The sequence below is a fragment of the Rhizobium terrae genome (assembly GCF_003425685.1).
Classification (GTDB): domain Bacteria; phylum Pseudomonadota; class Alphaproteobacteria; order Rhizobiales; family Rhizobiaceae; genus Neorhizobium; species Neorhizobium terrae.
This window is the reverse complement of sequence record NZ_QJKM01000002.1, coordinates 260,479-281,214: the sequence shown is the minus strand read 5'-3', so window position 1 is coordinate 281,214 and position 20,736 is coordinate 260,479. Positions and strand designations below refer to the sequence as shown.

At 62.8% G+C, this 20,736-nt stretch carries 19 protein-coding genes and 1 riboswitch; of the genes, 8 read left to right on the top strand and 11 right to left on the bottom strand.

Going from position 1 to position 20,736, the window contains the following annotated elements:
* Nucleotide 1: 1 nt before the first annotated feature.
* Nucleotides 2-979, bottom strand: coding sequence for an L-threonylcarbamoyladenylate synthase (locus DMO26_RS04300; protein WP_117190782.1), 978 nt, complete (start codon nt 977-979; stop codon nt 2-4).
* Nucleotides 980-1,012: 33 nt separating this feature from the next.
* Nucleotides 1,013-1,666 carry a DUF6656 family protein gene (locus tag DMO26_RS04295; protein ID WP_226951189.1) on the bottom strand — a complete coding sequence of 218 codons (654 nt, stop codon included), beginning with the start codon at nt 1,664-1,666 and terminating at the stop codon, nt 1,013-1,015.
* Between the two features lie 124 nt (nt 1,667-1,790).
* Nucleotides 1,791-2,024: riboswitch (cobalamin riboswitch) on the top strand.
* A 99-nt stretch (nt 2,025-2,123) separates the two neighbouring features.
* On the opposite strand from DMO26_RS04295, the gene DMO26_RS04290 reads away from it, so the two are divergent.
* The 3 genes from DMO26_RS04290 to DMO26_RS04280 all read left to right on the top strand — a co-directional run bounded on the left by DMO26_RS04290 (nt 2,124) and on the right by DMO26_RS04280 (nt 4,596).
* The gene (locus tag DMO26_RS04290) at nt 2,124-3,368 is read left to right on the top strand and encodes an aromatic ring-hydroxylating oxygenase subunit alpha (RefSeq protein ID WP_117190781.1); all 1,245 of its coding nucleotides are present in this window, start codon (nt 2,124-2,126) and stop codon (nt 3,366-3,368) included.
* A 130-nt stretch (nt 3,369-3,498) separates the two neighbouring features.
* Nucleotides 3,499-3,912, top strand: a complete 414-nt coding sequence (locus DMO26_RS04285; RefSeq protein ID WP_117190780.1) for a BA14K family protein — start codon at nt 3,499-3,501, stop codon at nt 3,910-3,912.
* A gap of 204 nt (nt 3,913-4,116) precedes the next feature.
* Entirely contained in the window at nt 4,117-4,596 is a 480-nt protein-coding gene (locus DMO26_RS04280) for a BA14K family protein (RefSeq protein WP_117190779.1), read from the top strand.
* Between the two features lie 61 nt (nt 4,597-4,657).
* Here DMO26_RS04280 and DMO26_RS04275 read toward each other — a convergent pair whose 3' ends face one another.
* Nucleotides 4,658-5,653 carry a transporter gene (locus DMO26_RS04275; RefSeq protein ID WP_117191035.1) on the bottom strand — a complete coding sequence of 332 codons (996 nt, stop codon included), beginning with the start codon at nt 5,651-5,653 and terminating at the stop codon, nt 4,658-4,660.
* A 410-nt stretch (nt 5,654-6,063) separates the two neighbouring features.
* Between DMO26_RS04275 and DMO26_RS04270 the strand changes: the two genes are divergently transcribed.
* The 3 genes from DMO26_RS04270 (at nt 6,064) to DMO26_RS34115 (ending at nt 9,086) form a co-directional block, all read left to right on the top strand.
* Nucleotides 6,064-7,857, top strand: a complete 1,794-nt coding sequence (locus tag DMO26_RS04270; protein WP_117190778.1) for an acyl-CoA dehydrogenase — start codon at nt 6,064-6,066, stop codon at nt 7,855-7,857.
* 11 nt (nt 7,858-7,868) lie between these two features.
* Entirely contained in the window at nt 7,869-8,627 is a 759-nt protein-coding gene (locus DMO26_RS04265; protein WP_117190777.1) for a crotonase/enoyl-CoA hydratase family protein, read from the top strand.
* 81 nt (nt 8,628-8,708) lie between these two features.
* Complete coding sequence (locus DMO26_RS34115; protein ID WP_205421173.1) at nt 8,709-9,086, top strand: hypothetical protein; 378 nt, start codon at nt 8,709-8,711, stop codon at nt 9,084-9,086.
* Here DMO26_RS34115 and DMO26_RS04255 read toward each other — a convergent pair whose 3' ends face one another.
* Nucleotides 9,087-10,343, bottom strand: coding sequence for a class I SAM-dependent RNA methyltransferase (locus DMO26_RS04255; RefSeq protein ID WP_117190776.1), 1,257 nt, complete (start codon nt 10,341-10,343; stop codon nt 9,087-9,089).
* Nucleotides 10,340-11,116 carry a TlyA family RNA methyltransferase gene (locus tag DMO26_RS04250; RefSeq protein ID WP_404947010.1) on the bottom strand — a complete coding sequence of 259 codons (777 nt, stop codon included), beginning with the start codon at nt 11,114-11,116 and terminating at the stop codon, nt 10,340-10,342. The genes DMO26_RS04255 and DMO26_RS04250 overlap by 4 nt, the downstream gene beginning before the upstream one ends.
* Nucleotides 11,117-11,258: 142 nt before the next feature.
* On the opposite strand from DMO26_RS04250, the gene DMO26_RS04245 reads away from it, so the two are divergent.
* Nucleotides 11,259-13,199 carry a methyl-accepting chemotaxis protein gene (locus DMO26_RS04245; RefSeq protein ID WP_117190775.1) on the top strand — a complete coding sequence of 647 codons (1,941 nt, stop codon included), beginning with the start codon at nt 11,259-11,261 and terminating at the stop codon, nt 13,197-13,199.
* A gap of 112 nt (nt 13,200-13,311) precedes the next feature.
* Complete coding sequence (locus DMO26_RS04240; RefSeq protein WP_404947009.1) at nt 13,312-14,307, top strand: DUF4424 domain-containing protein; 996 nt, start codon at nt 13,312-13,314, stop codon at nt 14,305-14,307.
* 207 nt (nt 14,308-14,514) lie between these two features.
* Here the strand turns inward: DMO26_RS04240 and dxs are convergent, their stop codons facing one another.
* From dxs to DMO26_RS04210, 6 genes are all read right to left on the bottom strand, one after another.
* Nucleotides 14,515-16,434, bottom strand: a complete 1,920-nt coding sequence (dxs, locus tag DMO26_RS04235) for a 1-deoxy-D-xylulose-5-phosphate synthase (RefSeq protein ID WP_117190773.1) — start codon at nt 16,432-16,434, stop codon at nt 14,515-14,517.
* 102 nt (nt 16,435-16,536) lie between these two features.
* On the bottom strand, nt 16,537-17,460 hold the full coding sequence (locus DMO26_RS04230; protein ID WP_117190772.1) for a pirin family protein: 924 nt from the start codon (nt 17,458-17,460) through the stop codon (nt 16,537-16,539).
* A 100-nt stretch (nt 17,461-17,560) separates the two neighbouring features.
* Nucleotides 17,561-17,836, bottom strand: a complete 276-nt coding sequence (locus DMO26_RS04225; RefSeq protein WP_226951188.1) for a HepT-like ribonuclease domain-containing protein — start codon at nt 17,834-17,836, stop codon at nt 17,561-17,563.
* Nucleotides 17,826-18,137: a nucleotidyltransferase family protein gene (locus DMO26_RS04220; RefSeq protein ID WP_117191032.1), complete on the bottom strand. Its 312-nt coding sequence runs from the start codon at nt 18,135-18,137 to the stop codon at nt 17,826-17,828. Before DMO26_RS04220 ends, DMO26_RS04225 begins: the two co-directional genes overlap by 11 nt.
* A gap of 42 nt (nt 18,138-18,179) precedes the next feature.
* On the bottom strand, nt 18,180-18,542 hold the full coding sequence (locus DMO26_RS04215; protein WP_117190771.1) for a DUF1850 domain-containing protein: 363 nt from the start codon (nt 18,540-18,542) through the stop codon (nt 18,180-18,182).
* 10 nt (nt 18,543-18,552) lie between these two features.
* A complete protein-coding gene (locus DMO26_RS04210) occupies nt 18,553-20,664 on the bottom strand; it encodes a TRAP transporter permease (protein ID WP_117190770.1) in 2,112 nt (703 codons plus the stop codon).
* Between the last annotated feature and the right edge of the window lie 72 nt (nt 20,665-20,736).

The following is a 20,736-nucleotide window of genomic DNA, read 5'->3' as shown; positions in this document are numbered from 1 at the left end:
CTTATTCCCTCGGCGCCGCTGCGCGCGCCAGCCGGTCGTTGATCGCCTCGCCGAGCCCATGGTCGGGAACCGGCGTGACGGCGATGCGCGCGGCTCCGGTCGCATCGGCGCGCTTTAAGGTATCGAACAGATTTGCGGCCGCCTCCGCAAGGTCACCGGAAGGGCTGAGATCGAAAATCGCCGTGGCGAATTCACTGCCTTTCACCTGCACGGAGCCCAGGCGGATCAGCACTTCGCCACGTTCCACATGATCGGCGTTGATCCGGACCGCCGCCCCGGGGGCATAATGCGACGCGAGCATTCCGGGCGCCTCGATGATCGCCGCCGGACCTTCCGGCCGGATCACGGGGAGACCGGTCGCCTTTTCTATTTCTTCCGCAGCGACCCCGCCCGGCCGCAGCAGGCGGATCGCGCCGTTCTCGACGCGCAGGATGGTCGATTCCACGCCGACCGCCGCCGCGCCGCCATCGACGATCAGCTTGAGTTTTTCGCCGAGATCCTCGGCCACATGGAGCGCGCTGGTGGGGCTCACCTTGCCGGACGTATTGGCGCTCGGCGCGGCCAGCGGCTTGCCGAAGGCGCGGATGAGATCTGCGGCAAAACCCTTCGGCAGGCGGATGCCGACCGTGTCGAGCCCGGCGGTCGCCAGCGAATGGATGCCGCTGTCCGACCTCAGCGGCAGGATCAGCGTCAGCGGTCCCGGCCAGAACATCTCGCCGAGCATTCGCGATATCGGGTCGAAGATCGCATAACGCTCCGCCATGGCGAGATCGGCCATATGGCAGATCAACGGATTGAAGCGGGGGCGGCCCTTGGTTTCGTAGATGCGGGTAATCGCGGCCGGGTTGGTGGCATCCGCCGCGAGCCCGTAGACGGTCTCGGTCGGGATCACCACGGGAAAGCCCTCGGCCAGCACGGCGCAGGCCAAGCGCAGCGCCTTCTCCCGATGCCTGGAAATGTCGATGATGTCAGCGGTCATGTCCGCCCGTCAATAACGCGGACCGGCCCGTCTTCAAAGCTTTTTGATGATCTCGCGAAGCGCGTCGTGCGACGTGCCGAGCATCAGCACGTTCTTGATTGCTTCCATCGGGTCGTCGGTCTTGAAGAGAAGACCGTTCCTGCGGATCGACCGGTTGATCTGCAGTTTGCCCGGCTGGCCTTCCAGCGCCACTGCAAAATACATGCGTGAATTGAAGGGACTGATACGCTCGAAGAACGTGTCCTCCTCACCGATTTCGGCGACGAAATTGGCGATGTAGAAAGACCAGCTCACCGGTATCCGGCGTGCGAGCAGGGTGCGGGCGGCCGTCACGTGGCAATAGCCGAGATGCGGCCGCTCATCGAGCGTGCGATGGAAGATGATCTTCGGAAACTGGATCGAACGATGAAAAGAGTTGATCCGGTCGTGGCTTCTTTCGCCTGCGGCTTCGAGCCGCTTGCCGGTGCGCTCCGCGACCTCTTCATGGGTGAGGTAGCGGCGTTCCTCCGGAAACCAGATCGGCTTGTGGCGGGCGATGCGGCCGGTGCGCAGGAATTCCGAATGGGCAGCCGCTTTCGTGACCGCCGGCGCAGGAGGCTTTGGCGGAGGAGCTTCGAAATACCTGATTTTCCCGCTGGGCTGCACGGCGGTATCGCTCCCGATTGACCCGGTGATCTTATGCGTCACGTCTTAATGACAGGTTTCCCTTTCGCGGGGCTGGAGAGCCTTGCCTGTGCCATCTTGGCAATCGTCGTCAATGCGGTTGCCGATGTCGCAATGTCGTCTATGCGACACATCCGGCCGATGGTTATATCCGCGTGACGCTCAAGGTGCCGCTCGCTAGGGAGGGCGGAGAATTGGGAAGCCGGCAGGGGTTGACAGTCGTCCTCTCCACCCATCCGGCGCTGCCCCCGCAACGGTGGTGGAGTAAGGGGCTTGGTCTATGCCACTGGGAAGAGCCGCAAAGGCCGCCCGGGAAGGTGCCTCGCCCATTCCCGCAAGGGAACTCCTGAGCCCGGAAACCAGCCTTGGGACGAAATTCGACCGGCCGCGGCGGGCGTTCGGGGAGATGGATTGGGCAGGCGTCAGCCGGTCTCGGTCTCCATGCTTCCGATTTCCCGCGCAGTTTTTGAGGAATTGGAAGATGGAAATTCGCAATCAGGCCCTGCGGCAGCTCAAGAACCGACGCGAGGGTTTCAGTCTCGAACAGGCCTTCTACACCGATCCCGGTTATTACAAACTCGACCTTGAAATGATCTGGTATCGCGACTGGCTGTTCGTCGGTCATGATTGCGAACTCCCCAAGAACGGCAGCTATTTCACGCTTCAGATCGGCGACTATCCGGTCGTCGTCCTGCGCGGCCGCGACGGCCTGATCCGTGCACTCCACAATACCTGCCGCCATCGCGGCAGCCGCGTCTGCACCAAGGAGCGCGGCTCGGCCGTCCGCCTCGTCTGTCCCTATCACCAATGGACCTATGAACTCGATGGTTCGCTGATGGCCGCGCGCCAGATGGGACCGGATTTCGACAAGAGCGGTTTCGGCATGAAAAAGGTGCATTGCGAAAGCGTCGCCGGTTATATCTTCATCTGCCTCGCCAACGAAGCACCCGATTTTGCGCCGGTGCGGGCCGCGATCGAGCCCTACATGGCGCCCCATCGGCTGTGGGAAGCCAAGGTCGCCCATCAGTCGACCATCGTCGAAAAAGGCAACTGGAAGCTCGTCTGGGAAAACAACCGCGAATGTTACCACTGCGCCGGCAATCATCCGGAACTCTGCCGCACCTTCCCGGAAGCGCCGACGGTAAGCGGTGTCGCCGGCGCCATCGACGATCCGGTCATTACCGAGCACTGGCGTCGCTGCGAGGCGGCCAATCTTCCGAGCGAGTTCCAGATCTCGCCGGACGGCCAATTCCGCGTCGCCCGCATGCCGCTGATCGAGGGCGCGGAGAGCTACACGATGTCGGGAAAGAACGCCGTGCAGCGCAGGCTTTCCGACGACGTGACGATCGACGGCATCGGCACCATGCTGCTTTTCCACTATCCGACCACCTGGAACCATATGCTGGGCGACCACGCGATCTCCTTCCGCGTCACCCCGCTCGGGCCGGAAGAGACGGCGGTCACCACCAAATGGCTGGTCCACAAGGATGCGGTGGAAGGCGTCGACTACAAGCTCGACGAGCTGACCCATGTCTGGAACATGACCAACGACCAGGACCGCCAGATCGTCGAGGAAAACGCCTTCGGCATCCGCTCGCCGGCCTATGAGCCGGGCCCCTATTCGGCGATCCACGAAGGCGGGGTCATGCAGTTCGTCGAATGGTATTCGAACTTCATGGTCAACCGCCTGCAGGGCGACCAGGCGAAGCTTTCTATCGTCGCCTGACCGGGTTCGGCTCACAACATTTGAACCCGGTCGCTCATTCGTGATCAGCCGGGGACTTTGCAGACAGGAACGAAGCCCTTTACCCCACGTTGTTTTCTCAATTGGAATCCACAAAAGAGGAAACACCGGGATGAATGCATTTCGTTTGCGCGCGACTGCCGTTGTGGTCGCGATCGCCTCCACGCTCACCACCTTCGGGCCGGCCCAGGCCTTCCAGGTTTCGGCGCCCCCGGGCATTTCGGCGGCAAGTCCCGTGACCGATGTCCAGTATCGCCGCGACTGGCGTGATCGTCGCGGCTGGTACAACGGCCATCGCGGTTATCGCGACCGCCGTCCGGGCTATCGCTACCATAACGGTTTCTGGTTCCCTCTGGCCGCCTTTGCCACCGGCGCCATCATCGGCGGTGCCATCCAGGCCGATCGCGGCGGTTACGGCAGCCGCCATGTCGCCTGGTGTGAAAGCCGCTATCGCACCTATCGCGCTTCGGACAATACTTATGTCGCAAGCGCCGGGGTGCGCCGCACCTGCGTTTCGCCCTACTGATCCCGCAGGGTTGATACAATCCGTCGCCAAACCCGGTCCGGCGTCATGTCTGAGGCCGGGTTCGCGCGCCCCGTGTTAATCGCCCATTCAGGATGGATTTCGTAAGCATTTTTCAAGCATGCAGCCCGTCCGGCAAAAGCGGATCATCGATCCGGCGCAGGGCTGAAGACCATGTAGGGCCAAGGGGATTGGGGAGATTTGAAAATGACGCTGTTCAAGAAGATTGCGGTCGCGGGCATTTCCGCCGCCGTTCTGGCCGGCTCGTTGATGCCGGCTGAGGCCATGCCGGTTCCTGTGGCGCCGGCCGCCGGGATCGAGGCCAAGTCAGATGTCGTGGCGGTTCAATATCGCCGTCGCCATGGCGGCGGCTGGTATCATGGCCATCGCGGTTATCGCGATTACCGGCCGGGTCATCGCCACCATAACGGTTACTGGTTTCCGCTCGCCGCCTTCGGCGCCGGCGCGCTCATCGGCGGCGCCATCGCTTCGCAGCCGCGTTATGTCGAGCCGGTCCCGCGTTACGTCGAACCCGCGCCGCGCTATGTCGAAGCCGCCCCGGCCGGCGACATCAATCCGCGTCACTACGAATGGTGCTCGGACCGCTACCGCTCCTATGATGCCTACTCGAATACGTTCCAGCCGAACTACGGCCCGCGCCAGCAATGCTATTCCCCTTATTACTGAGGATAGCCTGAGGACCTGGCGAGAACCCGCCGGTACGATGCCGGCGGGTTTCGTTCGATGGTTATAAAATTCCGGCGCGCCTCAGCAGCCACCAGGCTGCGGCGACCGAAAATACGATCAGCGCCAACGCGTAGGCCGTACCGCCGATGCCTTCCGCGAACGGAAGCGACGAGGTGTTCATGCCGAAAAAACCCGTCACCAGCGTGGGCGGCAGCATGAAGGCCGTCATGATCGACAGGATGTAGAGATGCCGGTTGGTCTCGGAGGAAAGTTTGGAGTCGATTTCCTCGTGCAGCAGCCGGGCACGTTCCTGAAGGGCATAGACGTCGTGATCCGCCGCCTCCAGCCGGCCGATCAGCCGTCCTGCGACATCGTCGAAACCGAAAGGCATCTCGTCGTCGTCGGCCGCGGCAGCGCGCCGAAGCAGCGTCAGCACGGTCCGCAGGTGCCGGTGCAGCCTGACCACGGTGCGCCTGACGGGAGCCAGTCGCCGGCGTTCGTCGCGCGGGGCGTTGTCATAGACGAAGTCCTCGATCTGATTGAGCTCCTCGGTGAGCTCCATGACAAGCGAGATCAGCGTGCGCTGGAATTCGGCGACGATCGTCTCGAAGACGTCAATCGGCCTTTTGTAGCGTGCGGCGTTCTTCTCCAGTGCGGCGCGCACCCGGTCGATCGAGCGCAGCGGCTGCAGCCGCGTGGTGATGATCACCTTGCCGGATACAAAGAAATGCAGCCAGCCGATATCGCGCGTTTCGCTCGCGAAATCCCGCTGGAAGTCGATGAGCGTGCCATAGAGAAGCTGTTCGTCGAGCGTCACCGCCGCATGCGTGTCATGGGTGGTGAGCGCCGCGATGGCGGCGGGTGAAAGGCCGGGAAAGTTTTCAAGAAAGGCATTGACCCGGGAATCGGCGAGATTGAGGTGCAGCCATAGAAAGCCTTCGCTCACCTCCAGATCGCTACGCGTCGCATCGAGTGGTAATCTGCTGCAGGGAGCGGAGCCTGGACGGAAATGATAAGCCCAGACGAGACCGGGAACGGCAGGGGTCATGAGGGACATGGGCGGGGATTCCGGAAACATGCGGTCACTCCATAAGCCTCTTGTATAACGCTCGTTTCAACAAGATTCTCTAAAGCGGAAGAAGCCCTCGCAGGTCGATGTTCAATCTGCAATATTGACCGTTCGTTCCGGCAGATGGAGACTATTTATATGTCTTTCGAGGAGGAATGCCGCAACCAATCCAGGGCAATCCAGGGCTATCATCGCAGCCGATCGGATCGATGGCGATCTTCCGGCATCCCGGAACGTAGCGCTTGCCGACATTCCCGCAAGCGACGAGGGAGACGACATGCAGTCGGCCTTCGAGAACGGACGTTGACAAGCGCATTTACGTTTACGTAAAAAGCAGGTGAGGATGCCGGTCGAATGGAATCGGCAAGGGCTGCGAGCGCCCGCGAGGAGGGAGCATCATGTACAAGGCACCGGTCGAAGAGATTGCGTTTACGCTCAACCATGTGGCTGGCTTGGCGGAAGCGGTCGAGATCGGCCGTTTCGGCGACCTGAGCACGGACCTCGTCGAGGCGATCCTGGAGGAGGCCGGCCGTTTCGCCGGCAACGAGATGGCGCCGCTCGGGGAGATCGGCGACAAGCAGGGTGCCCGCCTGGGGGACGGCGAGGTGAAGACGCCGGATGGTTGGCCGGACCTTTACCGCCACTGGCGGGAAGGCGGCTGGAACGGGTTGACCGCGCCGGAAGAATTCGGCGGCCAGAACCTGCCGCACATGCTGAATGTCGCCGCGCTCGAAATGTGGAATTCGGCCTCGATGGCTTTCGCACTGGCTCCGACTTTGACCATGGGCGCCATCGAGGCGCTGGTCGCTCACGGCAGCGACGCGCTGAAGTCGAAATACCTTGAAAAGATGGTCTCCGGCGAGTGGACCGGCACCATGAACCTGACCGAGCCGCATGCCGGCTCCGATCTCGGCGTGCTCAAGACCCGCGCGGAACGCCGTGACGACGGCACCTATCGCATCTTCGGCCAGAAGATTTTCATCACCTGGGGCGAGCACGATGCTGCCGATAACATCATCCACCTCGTGCTGGCCCGGCTCCCCGATGCGCCGGCCGGCACGCGAGGCATTTCGCTGTTTTTGGTACCGAAATTCCTCGTCGAAGACGATGGCTCGCTCGGTGCCCGCAACGATGTCTTCTGCCATTCGATCGAACACAAGCTCGGCATCCATGGATCGCCGACCTGTACCATGATCTATGGCGACGGCAAGTTTGGCGATGAAAAGGGCGCGATCGGCTGGCTGGTCGGCGAGGAGAACAAGGGGCTGGCCTGTATGTTCACGATGATGAACAATGCCCGCTTGGCGGTCGGCATGCAGGGCGTGGCGATCGCCGAAGCCGCCACGCAGAAGGCGATCGCCTACGCCCAGGAGCGCACCCAAGGCAGGGCGCCCGGCTGGTCCGGTTCGGGCCAAAGGGAGGGCATGAGCCCGATCATCGAGCATCCGGATATCGCCCGCACGCTGATCACCATGAAGGCCCTGACCCAAGGGGCGAGAGCCATCTGCTATGCCTGCGCCTATGCGACCGATATGTCGCATCACACCGAAGGCGACGAAGCCCGCCACTGGGCCGAGCGCGCCGCGCTTCTGACGCCGGTCGCCAAATCCTTCGCCACCGATATCGGCGTCGATGTCGCATCGCTCGGCATCCAGGTGCATGGCGGCATGGGCTTCATCGAGGAGACGGGGGCAGCCCGCTATCTTCGTGACGCCCGCATCGCACCGATCTACGAAGGCACCAACGGCATCCAGGCGATCGACCTCGTCACCCGCAAGCTGCCGCTCTCCTCCGGCGAGCAGATGCGTGGTTTCATAGGCGAGCTCAGGGAGATTGCCGACCGCGTCTCCACGTCCAATCTGCCCGCGTTCGGTGAAACGAGCGACCGGTTGAAGGCAGCTATCGCCGCTTTGGAGACCGCCACCAACTGGCTGCTGGAGGTGCAGTCCGCCGGCAGGGCCGTTGACGCACTGGCCGGCGCCACCGCCTATCAGCGGCTTTTCGGCCTGGTGCTGACCGGCTGTTATCTCGCCAAGGGAGGGCTTGCCGATACCGGCGACGGCAAGGTGGACAAGCGCATCGCGCTCTGCCGCTTCATGGCGGAAAATCTGTTGGCAGAGACCTCCGCCCTGAAGGACCGCGTCGTTTCCGGAGCAGCAAGCCTCGAAGCTGCCCGTGCGGTTCTGGCCTGAAGGAGTTCTTCGTGAGCGACACCCATATCCTCGTCGAACGCCCTGAAGCCCAACCGGGTGTGATGGTCATCCGCTTCAACCGGCCGGAAAAGAAGAATGCCATCACCTCCGCCATGTACAACCGCATGACGGCGGCGCTGCAAGAGGCGAACGGCGATGCGGGCATCCGCGCCGTCGCCTTCCTCGGTACGGAAGGCTGTTTTTCGGCCGGCAACGACATGGGCGACTTCCTTACCTATGCTATGTCGGGCTCCAAGGAACCTCCTGCCGCGGCCGTCTTCATCAAGGCGCTGGCGCTGGCCGAAAAGCCACTGGTTTCGGGCGTCGATGGCCTGGCGATCGGCATCGGCACGACCCTCAACCTGCATTGCGACATGACAATTGCCTCCGCCCGCAGCCTGTTCAGGACGCCCTTCGTCGATCTTGCGCTAGTGCCGGAAGCAGCCTCCAGCCTGCTCGCGCCGAAGGTGATGGGCCATCAGCGCGCCTTCGCCATGCTGGTGGCGGGCGAAGGTTTTTCCGCCGAAGCTGCGTTCGATGCCGGCGTCATCTGGAAGATCGTCGAACCCCAGGCGGTCGAGGCCGAAACGCTCGCGCTGGCGGCAAGCCTTGCGAAGAAGCCGCCCCAGGCGCTGAAGATCGCCCGCGACCTGGTGCGCGGCCCGCGCGATGCCGTTCTCGCCCGCATGGACGAGGAACTTCTGCATTTTTCCGCGCAGCTGCGAAGTGCCGAGGCGCGCGCCGCCTTCGAGGCGTTCCTGCGCCGTTAACTTCCTCGCATAAAAGAAAAAATACGTCTTCTTTTCTTCTGAAGTCGCGCTAGATTGCAAACATATATAGGGGAGGAAAAGATGACGCATCGCATCTTGTCGGGCTTGCTGGTTTTCATGGTCGGAATTGCACCAGCCGGAGCAGAAACGCTTTCGCTCTCCGCCAGCGGAAAGCCGATCGAACTCGCGCAGAGAAGTCCATCGGTCACAATCGGTCCCAACGGCATCATCATCAATCCCAACGAGCGGGATCGTGACAGGGACAGGGATCGCGACAGAGACCGTGACAGGGATTGGGACCGCGATCGTCGTAGGTATGACTATGTTTGCGTCGTACCGCCGCCGCCGAGCATGGACCGTCGCCGGCCTTACGTCTGCGATGCCCGTCCCGGTCGTGTCGGAGAGCGTTGCCGCTGCTCCGGAGTTCCCGGCACCGGCCGCCTCGACATCGACAGATAACTATTTTTCCAGGAGCGCTACGGCTTCCACATGCGCAGACCAGAGGAACTGGTCGATCGGCGTTACGGATTTGATCCTGTAGCCGCCGTCGATGAGGATTCTCAGGTCGCGGGCGAGCGTGACGGGATTGCAGCTCACCGCCGCGACGGTTTTGATGGTGGAACGGGCGAGTTCCTTCATCTGTGCCTCCGCGCCCGCGCGCGGCGGATCGAAGACGACGGCATCGTAATTCTTGAACTCTGACACCATCATCGGCCTCCGGAAGAGGTCGCGCTTCTCGACGGTTACGGGCTTCAGACCCTGCGTGCTGCGGGCTGCGAGATCGAGCGCCTTTAGAGGTTTTTCCTCGCCTTCGACCGCATGCACCTTGGCACCGCGCGCCAGCCGCAGCGAGAAGGTTCCAGAGCCGGCAAAGAGATCGAGCACCCGCTTGGCCTTCGCCACATGCGAAAGCACCAGCTCCGACATCGCTTCCTCGGCTCGCTTCGTCGCCTGGGTGAAGCTTCCGGGCGGCGGCGAAACCTTGACGCCGCCGAAATCGATCAGCGGCTTCTGCGGCTCGATGACGATCTCGCCGTTGACGGAAACGCGGGCGATGCCTCTCAGCGTAAGCACGGTTTCGGTCACCGCGCGGCGCTGCTTGTCGGAGAGCGGCTTCAGCCCCTCGGCGGCGAGATCGAGGCCGGAAAGCGTTTCGAGCACCGCGACGCGAAACGTTTCCGAACCCGCCGCCAATGATTTTCCAACTGCCCGGATTGCCTCGAGTCGCGCCACGATACCCGGCGAGGCGATCGGACATTCCTCGATGGAGATGATGTGGTTGGTTTCGGCGCGGTTGAAGCCGAGCAGGAATTCCTTCTCCGTCTGGCGAGCCGAAAACACCAGCCGCTGCCTTTCCCCCGGATGGCAGGTGACGAGGTCGTGGACCTCCGGTGTCATGCCCTTGGAAGCGAGGGCATCGACGACGAGCTGACGCTTGAAGGCATGATAGGGCATGTCCGCGAGATGTTGCAGCGAACAGCCGCCGCAGGCATCGCGATCCGGGTCGAAATGGCGACAGAGCGGCGCAATGCGGTCCGGCGAGGGTTCCGAAATCGAGATCAGCGCGCCATGCGTGCCGTTGCGGGCGATCGCCACCGTCTCGCCCGGCAGCGTATGAGGCACATAGATCGGCCCTTTGATTCCTCCTTGGTCGCCTTCGACGACGCCGTGACCCTGCGCACCGAGCCGCGCGATCCTGACGGTTTCCACACTCATTCCGGCTTCCGCCCCGCAAGCAAGAACTCCTGGTTGCCGTCGCCGCCGGTGATCGGCGAGGGGATCAGGCCGAGGCTTTTCCAGCCCATGTCTTCCGCCAGCCAGCGCTCTAGTTCGGCGGCCACCCGTGGTGCGGTCTCGGGTTCCTTCAAAAGCCCTGCCTTGCTGATCGCGTCGCGCCCGGCCTCGAATTGCGGTTTGACGAGCAGCACGCAGAACGCGCCCGGTTCGGCGAGTTCAAGCGCCGGCGCCAGCGCAAGCTTCAGCGAGATGAACGAGACGTCGGAAACGATGAAGGTGATTTCTCGCTCGCCATAGTCCTCGGCGTTCAGATAACGCGCGTTCAGGCCTTCGATATTGGTCACGTGTGCGTCGGCGGTCAGGCGCGGATGCATCTGCCCGTGCCCCACATCGATTGCCGTCACGTGCCCGGCACCGCGCATGACCAGCACTTCGGTGAAGCCGCCGGTGGAGGCGCCGATGTCGAGACAGTCGTGCCCGGCCGGATCGAGCTTAAAATGGTCGAGCGCCGCCACGAGCTTCAGCGCCGCGCGCGACACATACTCCTGCGCGGGGTCGTCGATGGCGATCGCCGCATCGGGCGGAAAGGCAAGGCTCGGCTTGGTGACGACGCGGCCGTTGACGGTGACGGTGCCGCGCGTGATCGCGTCTCGGGCGCGGGCGCGGCTCGCGACCAAGTCGAGCGAGACGAGAAGCTGATCCAGGCGTTGGTGTTCGGAAGCTGAGGACATGCCGCAGTCAATGCCCGCCATCGCCCCTTCGTGCAAGCTTTTAATGGAGTTGGAAACCTCCGCTGCCGGTCGCCGAACTCAATAAAATTTTAATCATGTTGGGATTCTCTCCTGCTTGGAGGAAACCCGAAGCGCTGTTTCATCGGAGAGCGGAAGCCCCCTTATGTCACTCAAGAATCTTTCTTTGAACAAGAAATTGATCATCACGTTCGCCGCCTTGATGTCGGTCTGCCTTCTGGCATCCGCTGGCGTCTACTGGCAGGCGCTGAAATCGAGCCGTTCTTCCGCTCAGCAGGTCGTTTCGCAGACGATCCTCGCGCAGGTGGACAACGCGCTCGAGGCGATGCTGGAACAGGCCGTCAACCAGCGCGGCTTTCTGCTCTTCAAGAGCGACAGCACCTATAACGACGTCTTCAACAATCGCGAGAAGATGATTGCCGCGATCGATGCGGCAAAGAAGGCCGCCGCCGGCGCCCCGGAGATCCTCGCCTCGCTGGATGCCATGCGTGCTGCGGCCGATGTCTTCCACAACCAGCTCACCGTGCCGCAGCTCGACGCGCGCAGGAATACCAGCAAGCCGATCGAGGAAGTCATCGAGATCGGCCGCAACCAGGCCAAGGGACAGCTTGATGGCTTCCGAGACGCGGCCGCCAAGATCAAGAAGCAGGCGCTCGACCTTTCGACCGGCATGGCGAATGCGCAGGCTCAGGCGCATAACGACCTGTTGCTGACCCTGCTCTTCGGCGGCGGCATCGCCGGCCTTATCGCTGCGGCGCTCGTCTGGGCCCTGTCGGGGGCCATCGTCGCCCCGATCGTCGGCATGACCGATGCGATGACCCAGCTTGCCGGCGGCAAGCACGATATCGACGTTCCGGCGCTCGATCGCACCGACGAAGTCGGCCGCATGGCTAAGGCCGTCGCCGTCTTCAAGAATGCGGCGATCGAAAAGCAGTTGCTTGCCCGCGATGCGGATGCTCTCCGCGAGACGACGGAGCGCGAGCGCCTCGCCCATGATGCGGAAAAGGCGCGCGAAGCGGCGGATATCGAATTTGCCATCGATTCGCTGGCGACCGGCCTGGCCAACCTTGCCAATGGCGACGTCGCCTACCGTCTCGAAAGGCCGTTCGCCGACCGTCTCGACCGCCTGCGCACGGATTTCAACCAGGCGCTCGGCCGCCTGCAATCGGCCCTCCGGGCCGTCGGCGAGAATGCATCGGCGATCAATGCCGGCGCCGGCGAAATCCGCGCCGCTGCCGATGATCTCGGCCGCCGCACCGAACAGCAGGCCGCCGCCGTCGAAGAGACCGCTGCGGCTCTCGAAGAGGTGACGACGACGGTCAAGGAATCCGCCCGCCGTGCCGAAGATGTGGGCCAGCGCGTCGAGCGGGCCCGCATCGGTGCGGAAAAGTCCGGCGATGTGGTGCGTCGCGCCGTTTCCGCCATGGAGGAGATCTCCAAGTCGTCCGGCGAGATCATCAACATCATCTCGGTCATCGACGACATCGCCTTCCAGACCAACCTGCTCGCCTTGAACGCGGGTGTCGAGGCGGCCCGCGCCGGTGATGCCGGCAAGGGTTTTGCCGTCGTCGCCCAGGAAGTCCGCGAACTCGCCCAGCGATCCGCGAACGCCGCCAAGGAGATCAAGGCGCTCATCACCACGTCCAGCCAGCAGGTGGATGCCGGCGTCGCCTTGGTCGGCGAAACCGGTGAGGCGCTGCAGGCGATCGTCGGCGAAGTGCAGCAGATCAACGAGCACTTGAACGCCATCGTGATTTCCACCCGGGAACAGTCGACGGGTCTGCAGGAGATCAACTCCTCCGTCAACAACCTCGACCAGGGCACCCAGCAGAATGCCGCCATGGTGGAAGAGCAGAATGCCGCAAGCCACAAGCTTGCCCAGGAGGCGCATGCGCTCGATGCGCTGATCAGGCAGTTCAACCTCGGCGATGCGACGGCGTCCCGCGCATCGCGCCCGGTTGCCGCGTCGGCTGAAACCCGTCCGGTTGCGTCGCCCGCCAATGCTCTCCGCTCCACCGTCGCCCGCGCCTTTTCCGGCAAGACGGCCAGTGCGGCTGCGGTGAAGGAAGAGTGGTCGGAATTCTGATCCGACTGCGCACGGAATCCTTGAAGGCAGGCCGGAAGACCCCCCGGCCTGCCTTCTCTGTTTCATCAAACCGGTCTATCGTCCGCCGGGCTCAAGCGCTGGAGGGATAGATATGCGATGGACCTTGCTGATCGGCGGGTTTTTGTTGGCGGCATCGAACGTCTTGGCGAACGACACGACCGCAGAGCTGACCACCGGGGGGCTGATCTACGTCCAGACTTCCGACGTCGCCATGGAGGAGGAAGAGCTCTATATCTCGCGTGAGGAAGTGCTGGTCGACTACGTGTTCAGGAACACCGGCGACAAGGATGTCGAGAGCATCATTGCCTTTCCGATGCCGGACATCGTCGGCGGCTCGCAAAGCGACATCGCCATGGGCGATGCCGAAAGCGACAACTTCCTCGGTTTCTCGGTGGTGCAGGACAGCCGGCAGATCAAGCCGGAACTGCAGCAGCGGGTGATCGCCGTCGGCATCGACCGCACCGAGGAATTTTCGAAGCGCAATATCCCGCTTCTGCCCTACAGCGAAAAGACGCGCGAGGCGCTCAAGTCGCTGCCGGCCGACGTCAAGGCCGACTGGATCGCCAAGGGCCTCGTCTATATCGACCGTTACGACGCTGGCAAAGGCTGGCAGGAGGATATTACGCCCGCCTGGACGCTGCGCTCCGCCTATTGGTGGAAAACGAAATTTCCCGCAGGCAAGCCGGTCCGCGTCAGTCACCGCTACAAGCCGAGCGTCGGCGGTACCGTGGCCATGACCTTCGTCGACCAGGGCAAGCCGGGCCCCAACCACAAGGATTATGTTGAGCGCTACTGCATCGACCAGCCGTTCATGAAGACGGCCGCCAAGCTCGAGGCCGCGGCCGGCAAGTCCGGTCCGAACTATACCGAGCAATGGGTTTCCTACATCCTGACCACCGGCGCCAACTGGGGTGGTTCGATCGGCAAGTTCAAGCTGACGATCGACAAGGGACGGGAGCAGGATTACGTCAGCTTCTGCGGTACCGGCATCAAGAAGATCGGTCCGACGACGTTCGAGATGAGCGCGACCGATTTTTCCCCGGAAAAAGACCTGCACGTCCTGTTCGTGACAGCGGTGGATCAGTAACGCCGGGTCACGGTCAATTTCAGCAATATTGAAAGAAAGGGTGATACCGGGCCGCTTGCCTGGAACGGCCGTCGATCGCCTTCAGTGTCAGCGGCAGGATCTTCCGCTCGCATATGCGATGAATATCGGCACGCCTATCTATTCGATGCCGTGCAGTTCGACATGATGATCGAAGGCCTGCGGGACCGACCGTCGGCGTCGGGCAGATCAGCCTGCGAAGCCCACGCCGACACGTGTCTGGCCGAGTGCCTTGAAGACCGTCGAAACGATCCCGGTCCGGTCAAGGCCGGCCTTCGCATACATCGCGTCCGGGCTTGCCTGCTCCATCCAGATATCCGGCAGGACCATCGAGCGGATCTTCAGCCCGTTGTCGAGCAGGCCTTCGCTTGCCAGGAACTGCAGGACATGACCGCCGAAGCCGCCGACGGCGCCTTCCTCGATGGTGATCAGCACCTCATGGTGGCGGGCGAGCTGGCGGATCAGGTCCTGATCGAGCGGCTTGGCGAAACGTGCATCGGCAACGGTCGTGGAAAGCCCTGCCGCATCGAGGTCTTCGGCCGCTAGCAGACAGTCCTTCAATCGGGTGCCGAAAGAAAGAAGCGCGACCTTCGAGCCCTGCTTGACGACGCGGCCCTTGCCGATCTGGAGAATCTGGCCGCGTTCCGGCAGTTCGACGCCGACACCTTCGCCACGCGGATACCGGAAGGAGATCGGGCCTTGATCATAGGCGGCGGCGGTGCGCACCATGTGTTTCAGTTCGGCCTCGTCGGCCGCGGCCATCACCACCATGCCCGGCAGGGTGGCGAGGAAGGTCGTGTCGAAGGAGCCCGCATGCGTGGGCCCGTCGGCGCCGACGAAACCGGCGCGGTCGATCGGGAAGCGTACGGGTAGGCCTTGGATCGCCACGTCGTGCACCACCTGGTCGTAACCGCGCTGCAGGAAGGTGGAATAAAGCGCACAGAACGGCTTGTAGCCTTCCGCCGCGAGGCCCGCGGCGAAGGTCACCGCGTGCTGCTCGGCAATACCGACGTCGAAGGTGCGGGACGGGAAGGCTTCCGCCAGCTTGTCGATGCCGGTACCGTTCGGCATGGCGGCGGTGATGCCGACGATCTTGTCGTCGAAACCTGCTTCCTGCACCAGCGCTTCGCCAAAGACGCTGGTATAGGATGGCGCGTTGGGCTTCGACTTCGCCTGCGCGCCGGTGATGACGTCGAACTTGTTGACGCCGTGATATTTGTCGGCGGCCGCTTCCGCCGGCGCGTAACCCTTGCCCTTCTGCGTGACCACATGGATCAGGACAGGGCCGCGGGCATGGTCGCGCACGTTGCGCAGCACCGGCAGAAGATGATCGAAGGAATGACCGTCGATCGGGCCGATATGATAGAAGCCCATTTCCTCGAACATCGTGCCGCCGGTCACGTAGCCGCGGGCATGTTCGACGGCGCGGGTGATCGCCCGGTCGATGCGGCCGCCGAGATAGGCGGTCAGTTTCTTGCCGAGATCGCGGAAGCCCATATAGGTGCGGCCGGAGGCGAGCCGCGCCAGATAGGCGCTCATCGCGCCGGTCGGCGGGGCGATCGACATGTCGTTGTCGTTGAGGATGACGATCAGTCGCGCGTCGAGTGCGCCGGCATTGTTGAGTGCCTCATAGGCCATGCCAGCCGACATGGCGCCGTCGCCGATGACGGCGATCACATTGCGCTTCGAGCCGGAAAGATCGGCGGCGACCGCCATGCCGAGGCCGGCGGAAATCGAAGTGGAGGAGTGTGCCGCGCCGAACGGGTCGTATTCGCTCTCTGCCCGGCGGGTGAAGCCGGAAAGGCCGTTTTCCTGGCGGAGCGTGCGGATGCGGTCACGACGTCCGGTGAGGATCTTGTGGGGATAACACTGGTGCCCGACGTCGAAGATCAGCCGGTCGTCCGGCGTGTTGAACACCTTGTGGATGGCGATCGTCAGCTCAACGACGCCAAGGCCGGCCCCGAGATGCCCGCCGGTGCGGGAGACCGCATCGATCATCTCGTCGCGCACTTCGCGGGCAAGCACCGGCAGGTCGCGATCCTCGACCTCGCGAAGATCGGCGGGAAGCTTGACCTTGTCGAGCAGCGGCGTTGCGGGCGTTGATGTCACGGAAGTTGGCCTTCTCTCGTCTTGGTCGGAAGCATGCTTCCTCACAAGATGAGAAGAAAACAGGCTTTTTCAAGTTGTATGAAGGGCTGTTTCTAGCCGATTTCAGGCGGCGGGCAAGGGGACAAACTCTTCTTCGTCTCCCGGCACGATGTCGAAACGGCCGGTGCGCCACTCCTCTTTTGCCTTTTCGATCCGTTCCTTGGAGGAGGAAACGAAGTTCCACCAGATGTAGCGCCTGGAGTTCAGCGCGGCACCGCCGAACAGCATCAGGTGACAGCCCATCGCACCGGCTTCCAGCGTGATATCGTCCCCCGGGCGGAAGACGAGCAACTGGTCGGCCGCGAACCGGTCGCCGGCCACCAGCAATTCGCCGGAGAGGATATAGATCGCCCGTTCCTCGTGCGCCGCCGCGAAGGGAAAGCGCTTGCCCGGTTCGAGGCGCAGATCGGCATAGAGCGTGTCCGTATAAGTCGAGACCGGCGAGCCGAGGCCTTCGAAGGAGCCGATCACCACCCGACCCCTCGCACCGTCCGCCTCGATCAGCGGCATGGAGTCCTTGCCGGTGTGGGAAAAGGTCGGATCGATCTCCTCCTTGTCGTCCGGCAGCGCCAGCCAGGTCTGCAGGCCGGAGACGGACATCGGGTGGCCCCGCAGGTTCTCCGGCGTGCGTTCCGAATGTACGATGCCCCGCCCGGCGGTCATCAGGTTGATGTCGCCCGGGCGGATGACGAGTTCGGTGCCGAGACTGTCGCGATGCTTGATTTCGCCGTCGAAGAGATAGGTGACGGTGGAAAGCCCGATATGCGGATGCGGTTTGACGTCGAGCGCCTCGTCGGCGCGCAGCAGCGCCGGCCCCATCCGGTCGAAAAAGATGAACGGCCCGACCAGTCGCCTCTGCCGCGTCGGCAAAGCGCGCCGCACGGAAAACCCGCCGATATCGCTGGTGCGTGGAATGATCAGGTTCTCGATCGCATCGCAGGCAAACGCATCGCCCGCGACAGGGTCTTTTCCGGGGAAGAAGGACATGGAGATATACTCGCTACAGTGTTTCCTGGTCTTCGGGGTATTCGGCGAGGAATGCTGTGAGTTCGGTCACCAGGAGCGGAAGATGTCTCGTGATGATCGCCTATGTTACGTCGTCCAGCACGCCCTCATATTCGTGCCGAAGGATGTTTCCGAAGTTGCGGATGTCACGCCAGCCGTACCGCGGAAAAAGGTCTTCGGCCACTGGTCCCAATTTTACGGCTGCTTCGGAGATGCGTGCGAGACAGCGTTCCGAAGCGTCACGCACCAGCCGGTTCTTGAGATAGCCTTCGAAATCAAGCTCTCGGGTATAGTCAAGAATGGCTTCACCATTCTCGGTGATGTCGCGGAACCGGGTAAGGGGTCGCTTAGTAGGCAACGGCACGATCCCGCTCGACGTTCCGGCGCAGACGCTCTTTGCGCACCGGTTCGGCTACAATGTCGACGTGAGAGGCGCCCGTGATTTGGGTAATACGTTCCTGTAGGCCTGCCAAAACACTGAAATAGCCGAAACCCGATTGTATGACGGGTTCGGAACACTTTACAAGAATATCGAGATCTGACTGCGCCGTCGCATCGCCTCTGGCCACGGAACCAAAGATCGACATATGCTCCGCACCCGCAGCGCGCAGTTCGTCCTCGTGCTCCCTCAGCTTGGCGATGACCAGGTCCTTGTCCATGTGGGACAATATAGTGGAACCGTCGGATTTGGTCGATAGTCCTCAGTCGGGACACCTGCTTAGAACGGTTTCGTCTCCCGCCTTGGCACCGAGTTCTGTGCATCCGCCCTCATGGCAGAGCCTCCACCCACCCGGCGTCATGCCGGAAGCTGCGAGCGAAACATGCTTTTGCGGCGGAAGCTTCGGACGCCACGTCCACCAGCCATCCTTCAGCTCCGCATCCGCCTCTGGTTCCATGCCTGCGCCGGAGCCTTTGACCTCGGCCTGGCGAAGTTCCAGCCCGGCCGGTGTCACGGCCCAGGTCTCGCGCCATTCGGTCTTCTGCGCGGAATGGGTCCAGGAAAGCGTGAACATCGAGACGGCGAGCGTCGTTACCTTGCCGCCCGCCAGAATGCAGAGGCTCATCAGCCGGCGCTCAGGGTGTCGCGACCGCCGGCGCCGAGAGCTTGCGCGTCCGCCACCAGTGCCAGCCGATCCAGACCAGGGTGACCACCCAGCCGATCTCGTCGGTCCAGGGCAGAGCCAGGACCAGCAGCACGCCCGCGAGGCAAGCGAGCATCCGCTCCCATATGGCAAGCCGGGCAAACAGGAATCCAACGACGGTGGCGCCCCACAGCACGATACCGAGGCAGGCCTTGACAAAGACATAAGCAACTTCGCCCCAGTAGCCGACATAAACAGAGAGAGGGCCCGGATCCTGCAGCATCAGTGCCGGCGTGTAGACTGCCATAAAGGGAACGAGGAAGCCGGCAATCGCGAGCTTCACTGCTTGAACGCCGATCCGCATGCCGGATTCCTTTGCCATCGGAGCGGCTGCATAAGCGGCGAGCGCCACCGGCGGCGTCAGGTCCGCCATAATGCCGAAATAGAAGACAAACATGTGGCTGACGATCAGCGGCACGCCGAGTTCGAGCAGCGCGGGGCCTGCGAGCGACGAGGTGATGATGTAGTTCGGAATGGTCGGGATGCCCATGCCGAGTATGAGGCAGGTGATCATCGTCAGGACCAGCGAGATGAATAGGTTGTCCCTGCCGATATCGATGATCGTGCCGATCAGCGTCGAGGCGATGCCGGTCAGCGTCAGCGTGCCGATGACGATGCCGACGATGGCGCAGGCGATGCCGACGGGGAGCGCGTTCTTCGCGCCTTCGGCAAGCGAATCGATGCAGATCATCAGCGTCTCGCGGCCGCCCTTGAAGAACAGGCAGGCCAGGATCAGCAGGCAGAGAAGCCCGGCAAGGAAGGTGACGCCGAATTCGAAGAAGCTTGCCGAGGCGATGCCGATCGCCAGCCAGAAGACGATCCGGAAGGCGGTCGGCCCGATAGAGGCGGCGATCGGTGTCGAGAGGATCAGCACGACTGTCAGCGCAAGCCCCATCGTCCCGGCGAAGATCGGGGTGTAACCCGCAAACAAGAGGTAGACGAGGGCGGCAAGCGGCAGGATGAGGGGCCAGTGCTGCCTGATCGCTCCCCAGGCGCTCGGGAGCTCGCTTTCGTCCATGCCTTTGAGGCCCGCCTTGCCGGCTTCCAGATGCACCTGCCAGAAACAGGCGCCAAAATAGAGAATGGCCGGGATGATCGCCGCCTTCACCACTTCCGCATATGGGATATTCAGCGTCTCGGCCATGATGAAAGCAACGGCCCCCATGACCGGCGGCATGATCTGCCCACCCATCGAGGACGTCGCCTCGACGCCGCCGGCGAAGGCGGACCTGAAACCGAAACGTTTCATCAGCGGGATGGTGAACTGGCCCGATGCCACGACGTTTGCGACGCCCGAGCCCGAAATCGTCCCCATCAGCGCCGATGACAGCACGCAGACCTGTGCCGGCCCGCCGCGCCAGTGGCCGACGAGCCCGAGCGCCACGTCATTGAAGAGCGCGATCATGCCCGCCCGTTCGAGGAAGGCGGCAAAGACCACGAAGATGAAGATGTAGGCGGCCGAGACATAAACCGGCGTGCCGTAGATCCCCTCCGTGCCATAGGCGAAATAGTCGATGATCTGGTCGAAGAAATAGCCGCGCGTCTGCAGCGCGCCGGGCGCATACTGGCCGAAGAAGCAATAGGCCAGGAAGATGCCGCACATGATCGTCAGCGGCAGCCCCATAAGCTGGCGGGCACCCTCGAAGACGACGAGGATCAGTACGACGCCGACAATGATGTCGGGTGTGGTCAGGAAGCCGCTGCGCTGCAGGAGCGGCGCATATTCTACCCAGTTGTAGAGGCCGGTCGCAAATCCCAAGATACCGAGCAGCCAGAACCAGCTCTTGCCGATCGGCGTCTTGGCGCGCAACTGCGCCAGGAGGCCGAAGCCGAGCAGCAGCAGGAAGGCCACATGCATGGCCCGGATCACCTGGCTCGGCAAGATGGCATAGGCGGCCGTGATCAGCTGAAAGGCGGAAAAGGCGAGCGCGATGGCAAAGGTGATCTTCGCGCCGATTCCATCACCCCATCCGGCCGGCAGCCCTTCGATCGGCTCCTCGGCGCTTTGCGGCGTCATCGGATGATGCATGGCGGATTCGGACATGTTTACTCCGGAGATCGCTTGCCCCTCACCCTCACCCTAACCCTCTCCCCGCGAACGGGGAGAGGGGATGTG

Excerpts from the sequence above, each read along its gene's own strand:
- DMO26_RS04240 (WP_404947009.1), top strand. The coding sequence starts at position 13,312 with ATGCGATGGACCTTGCTGATCGGCGGGTTTTTGTTGGCGGCATCGAAC.
- DMO26_RS04255 (WP_117190776.1), bottom strand. The coding sequence starts at position 10,343 with ATGAGTGTGGAAACCGTCAGGATCGCGCGGCTCGGTGCGCAGGGTCAC.
- DMO26_RS04245 (WP_117190775.1), top strand. The coding sequence starts at position 11,259 with ATGTCACTCAAGAATCTTTCTTTGAACAAGAAATTGATCATCACGTTC.
- DMO26_RS04285 (WP_117190780.1), top strand. The coding sequence starts at position 3,499 with ATGAATGCATTTCGTTTGCGCGCGACTGCCGTTGTGGTCGCGATCGCC.
- DMO26_RS04275 (WP_117191035.1), bottom strand. The coding sequence starts at position 5,653 with ATGTCCCTCATGACCCCTGCCGTTCCCGGTCTCGTCTGGGCTTATCAT.
- DMO26_RS04215 (WP_117190771.1), bottom strand. The coding sequence starts at position 18,542 with ATGAGCCTCTGCATTCTGGCGGGCGGCAAGGTAACGACGCTCGCCGTC.
- DMO26_RS04250 (WP_404947010.1), bottom strand. The coding sequence starts at position 11,116 with ATGGCGGGCATTGACTGCGGCATGTCCTCAGCTTCCGAACACCAACGC.
- DMO26_RS04210 (WP_117190770.1), bottom strand. The coding sequence starts at position 20,664 with ATGTCCGAATCCGCCATGCATCATCCGATGACGCCGCAAAGCGCCGAG.
- DMO26_RS04220 (WP_117191032.1), bottom strand. The coding sequence starts at position 18,137 with ATGGACAAGGACCTGGTCATCGCCAAGCTGAGGGAGCACGAGGACGAA.
- DMO26_RS04280 (WP_117190779.1), top strand. The coding sequence starts at position 4,117 with ATGACGCTGTTCAAGAAGATTGCGGTCGCGGGCATTTCCGCCGCCGTT.
- DMO26_RS04270 (WP_117190778.1), top strand. The coding sequence starts at position 6,064 with ATGTACAAGGCACCGGTCGAAGAGATTGCGTTTACGCTCAACCATGTG.
- DMO26_RS34115 (WP_205421173.1), top strand. The coding sequence starts at position 8,709 with ATGACGCATCGCATCTTGTCGGGCTTGCTGGTTTTCATGGTCGGAATT.
- DMO26_RS04300 (WP_117190782.1), bottom strand. The coding sequence starts at position 979 with ATGACCGCTGACATCATCGACATTTCCAGGCATCGGGAGAAGGCGCTG.
- DMO26_RS04230 (WP_117190772.1), bottom strand. The coding sequence starts at position 17,460 with ATGTCCTTCTTCCCCGGAAAAGACCCTGTCGCGGGCGATGCGTTTGCC.
- DMO26_RS04290 (WP_117190781.1), top strand. The coding sequence starts at position 2,124 with ATGGAAATTCGCAATCAGGCCCTGCGGCAGCTCAAGAACCGACGCGAG.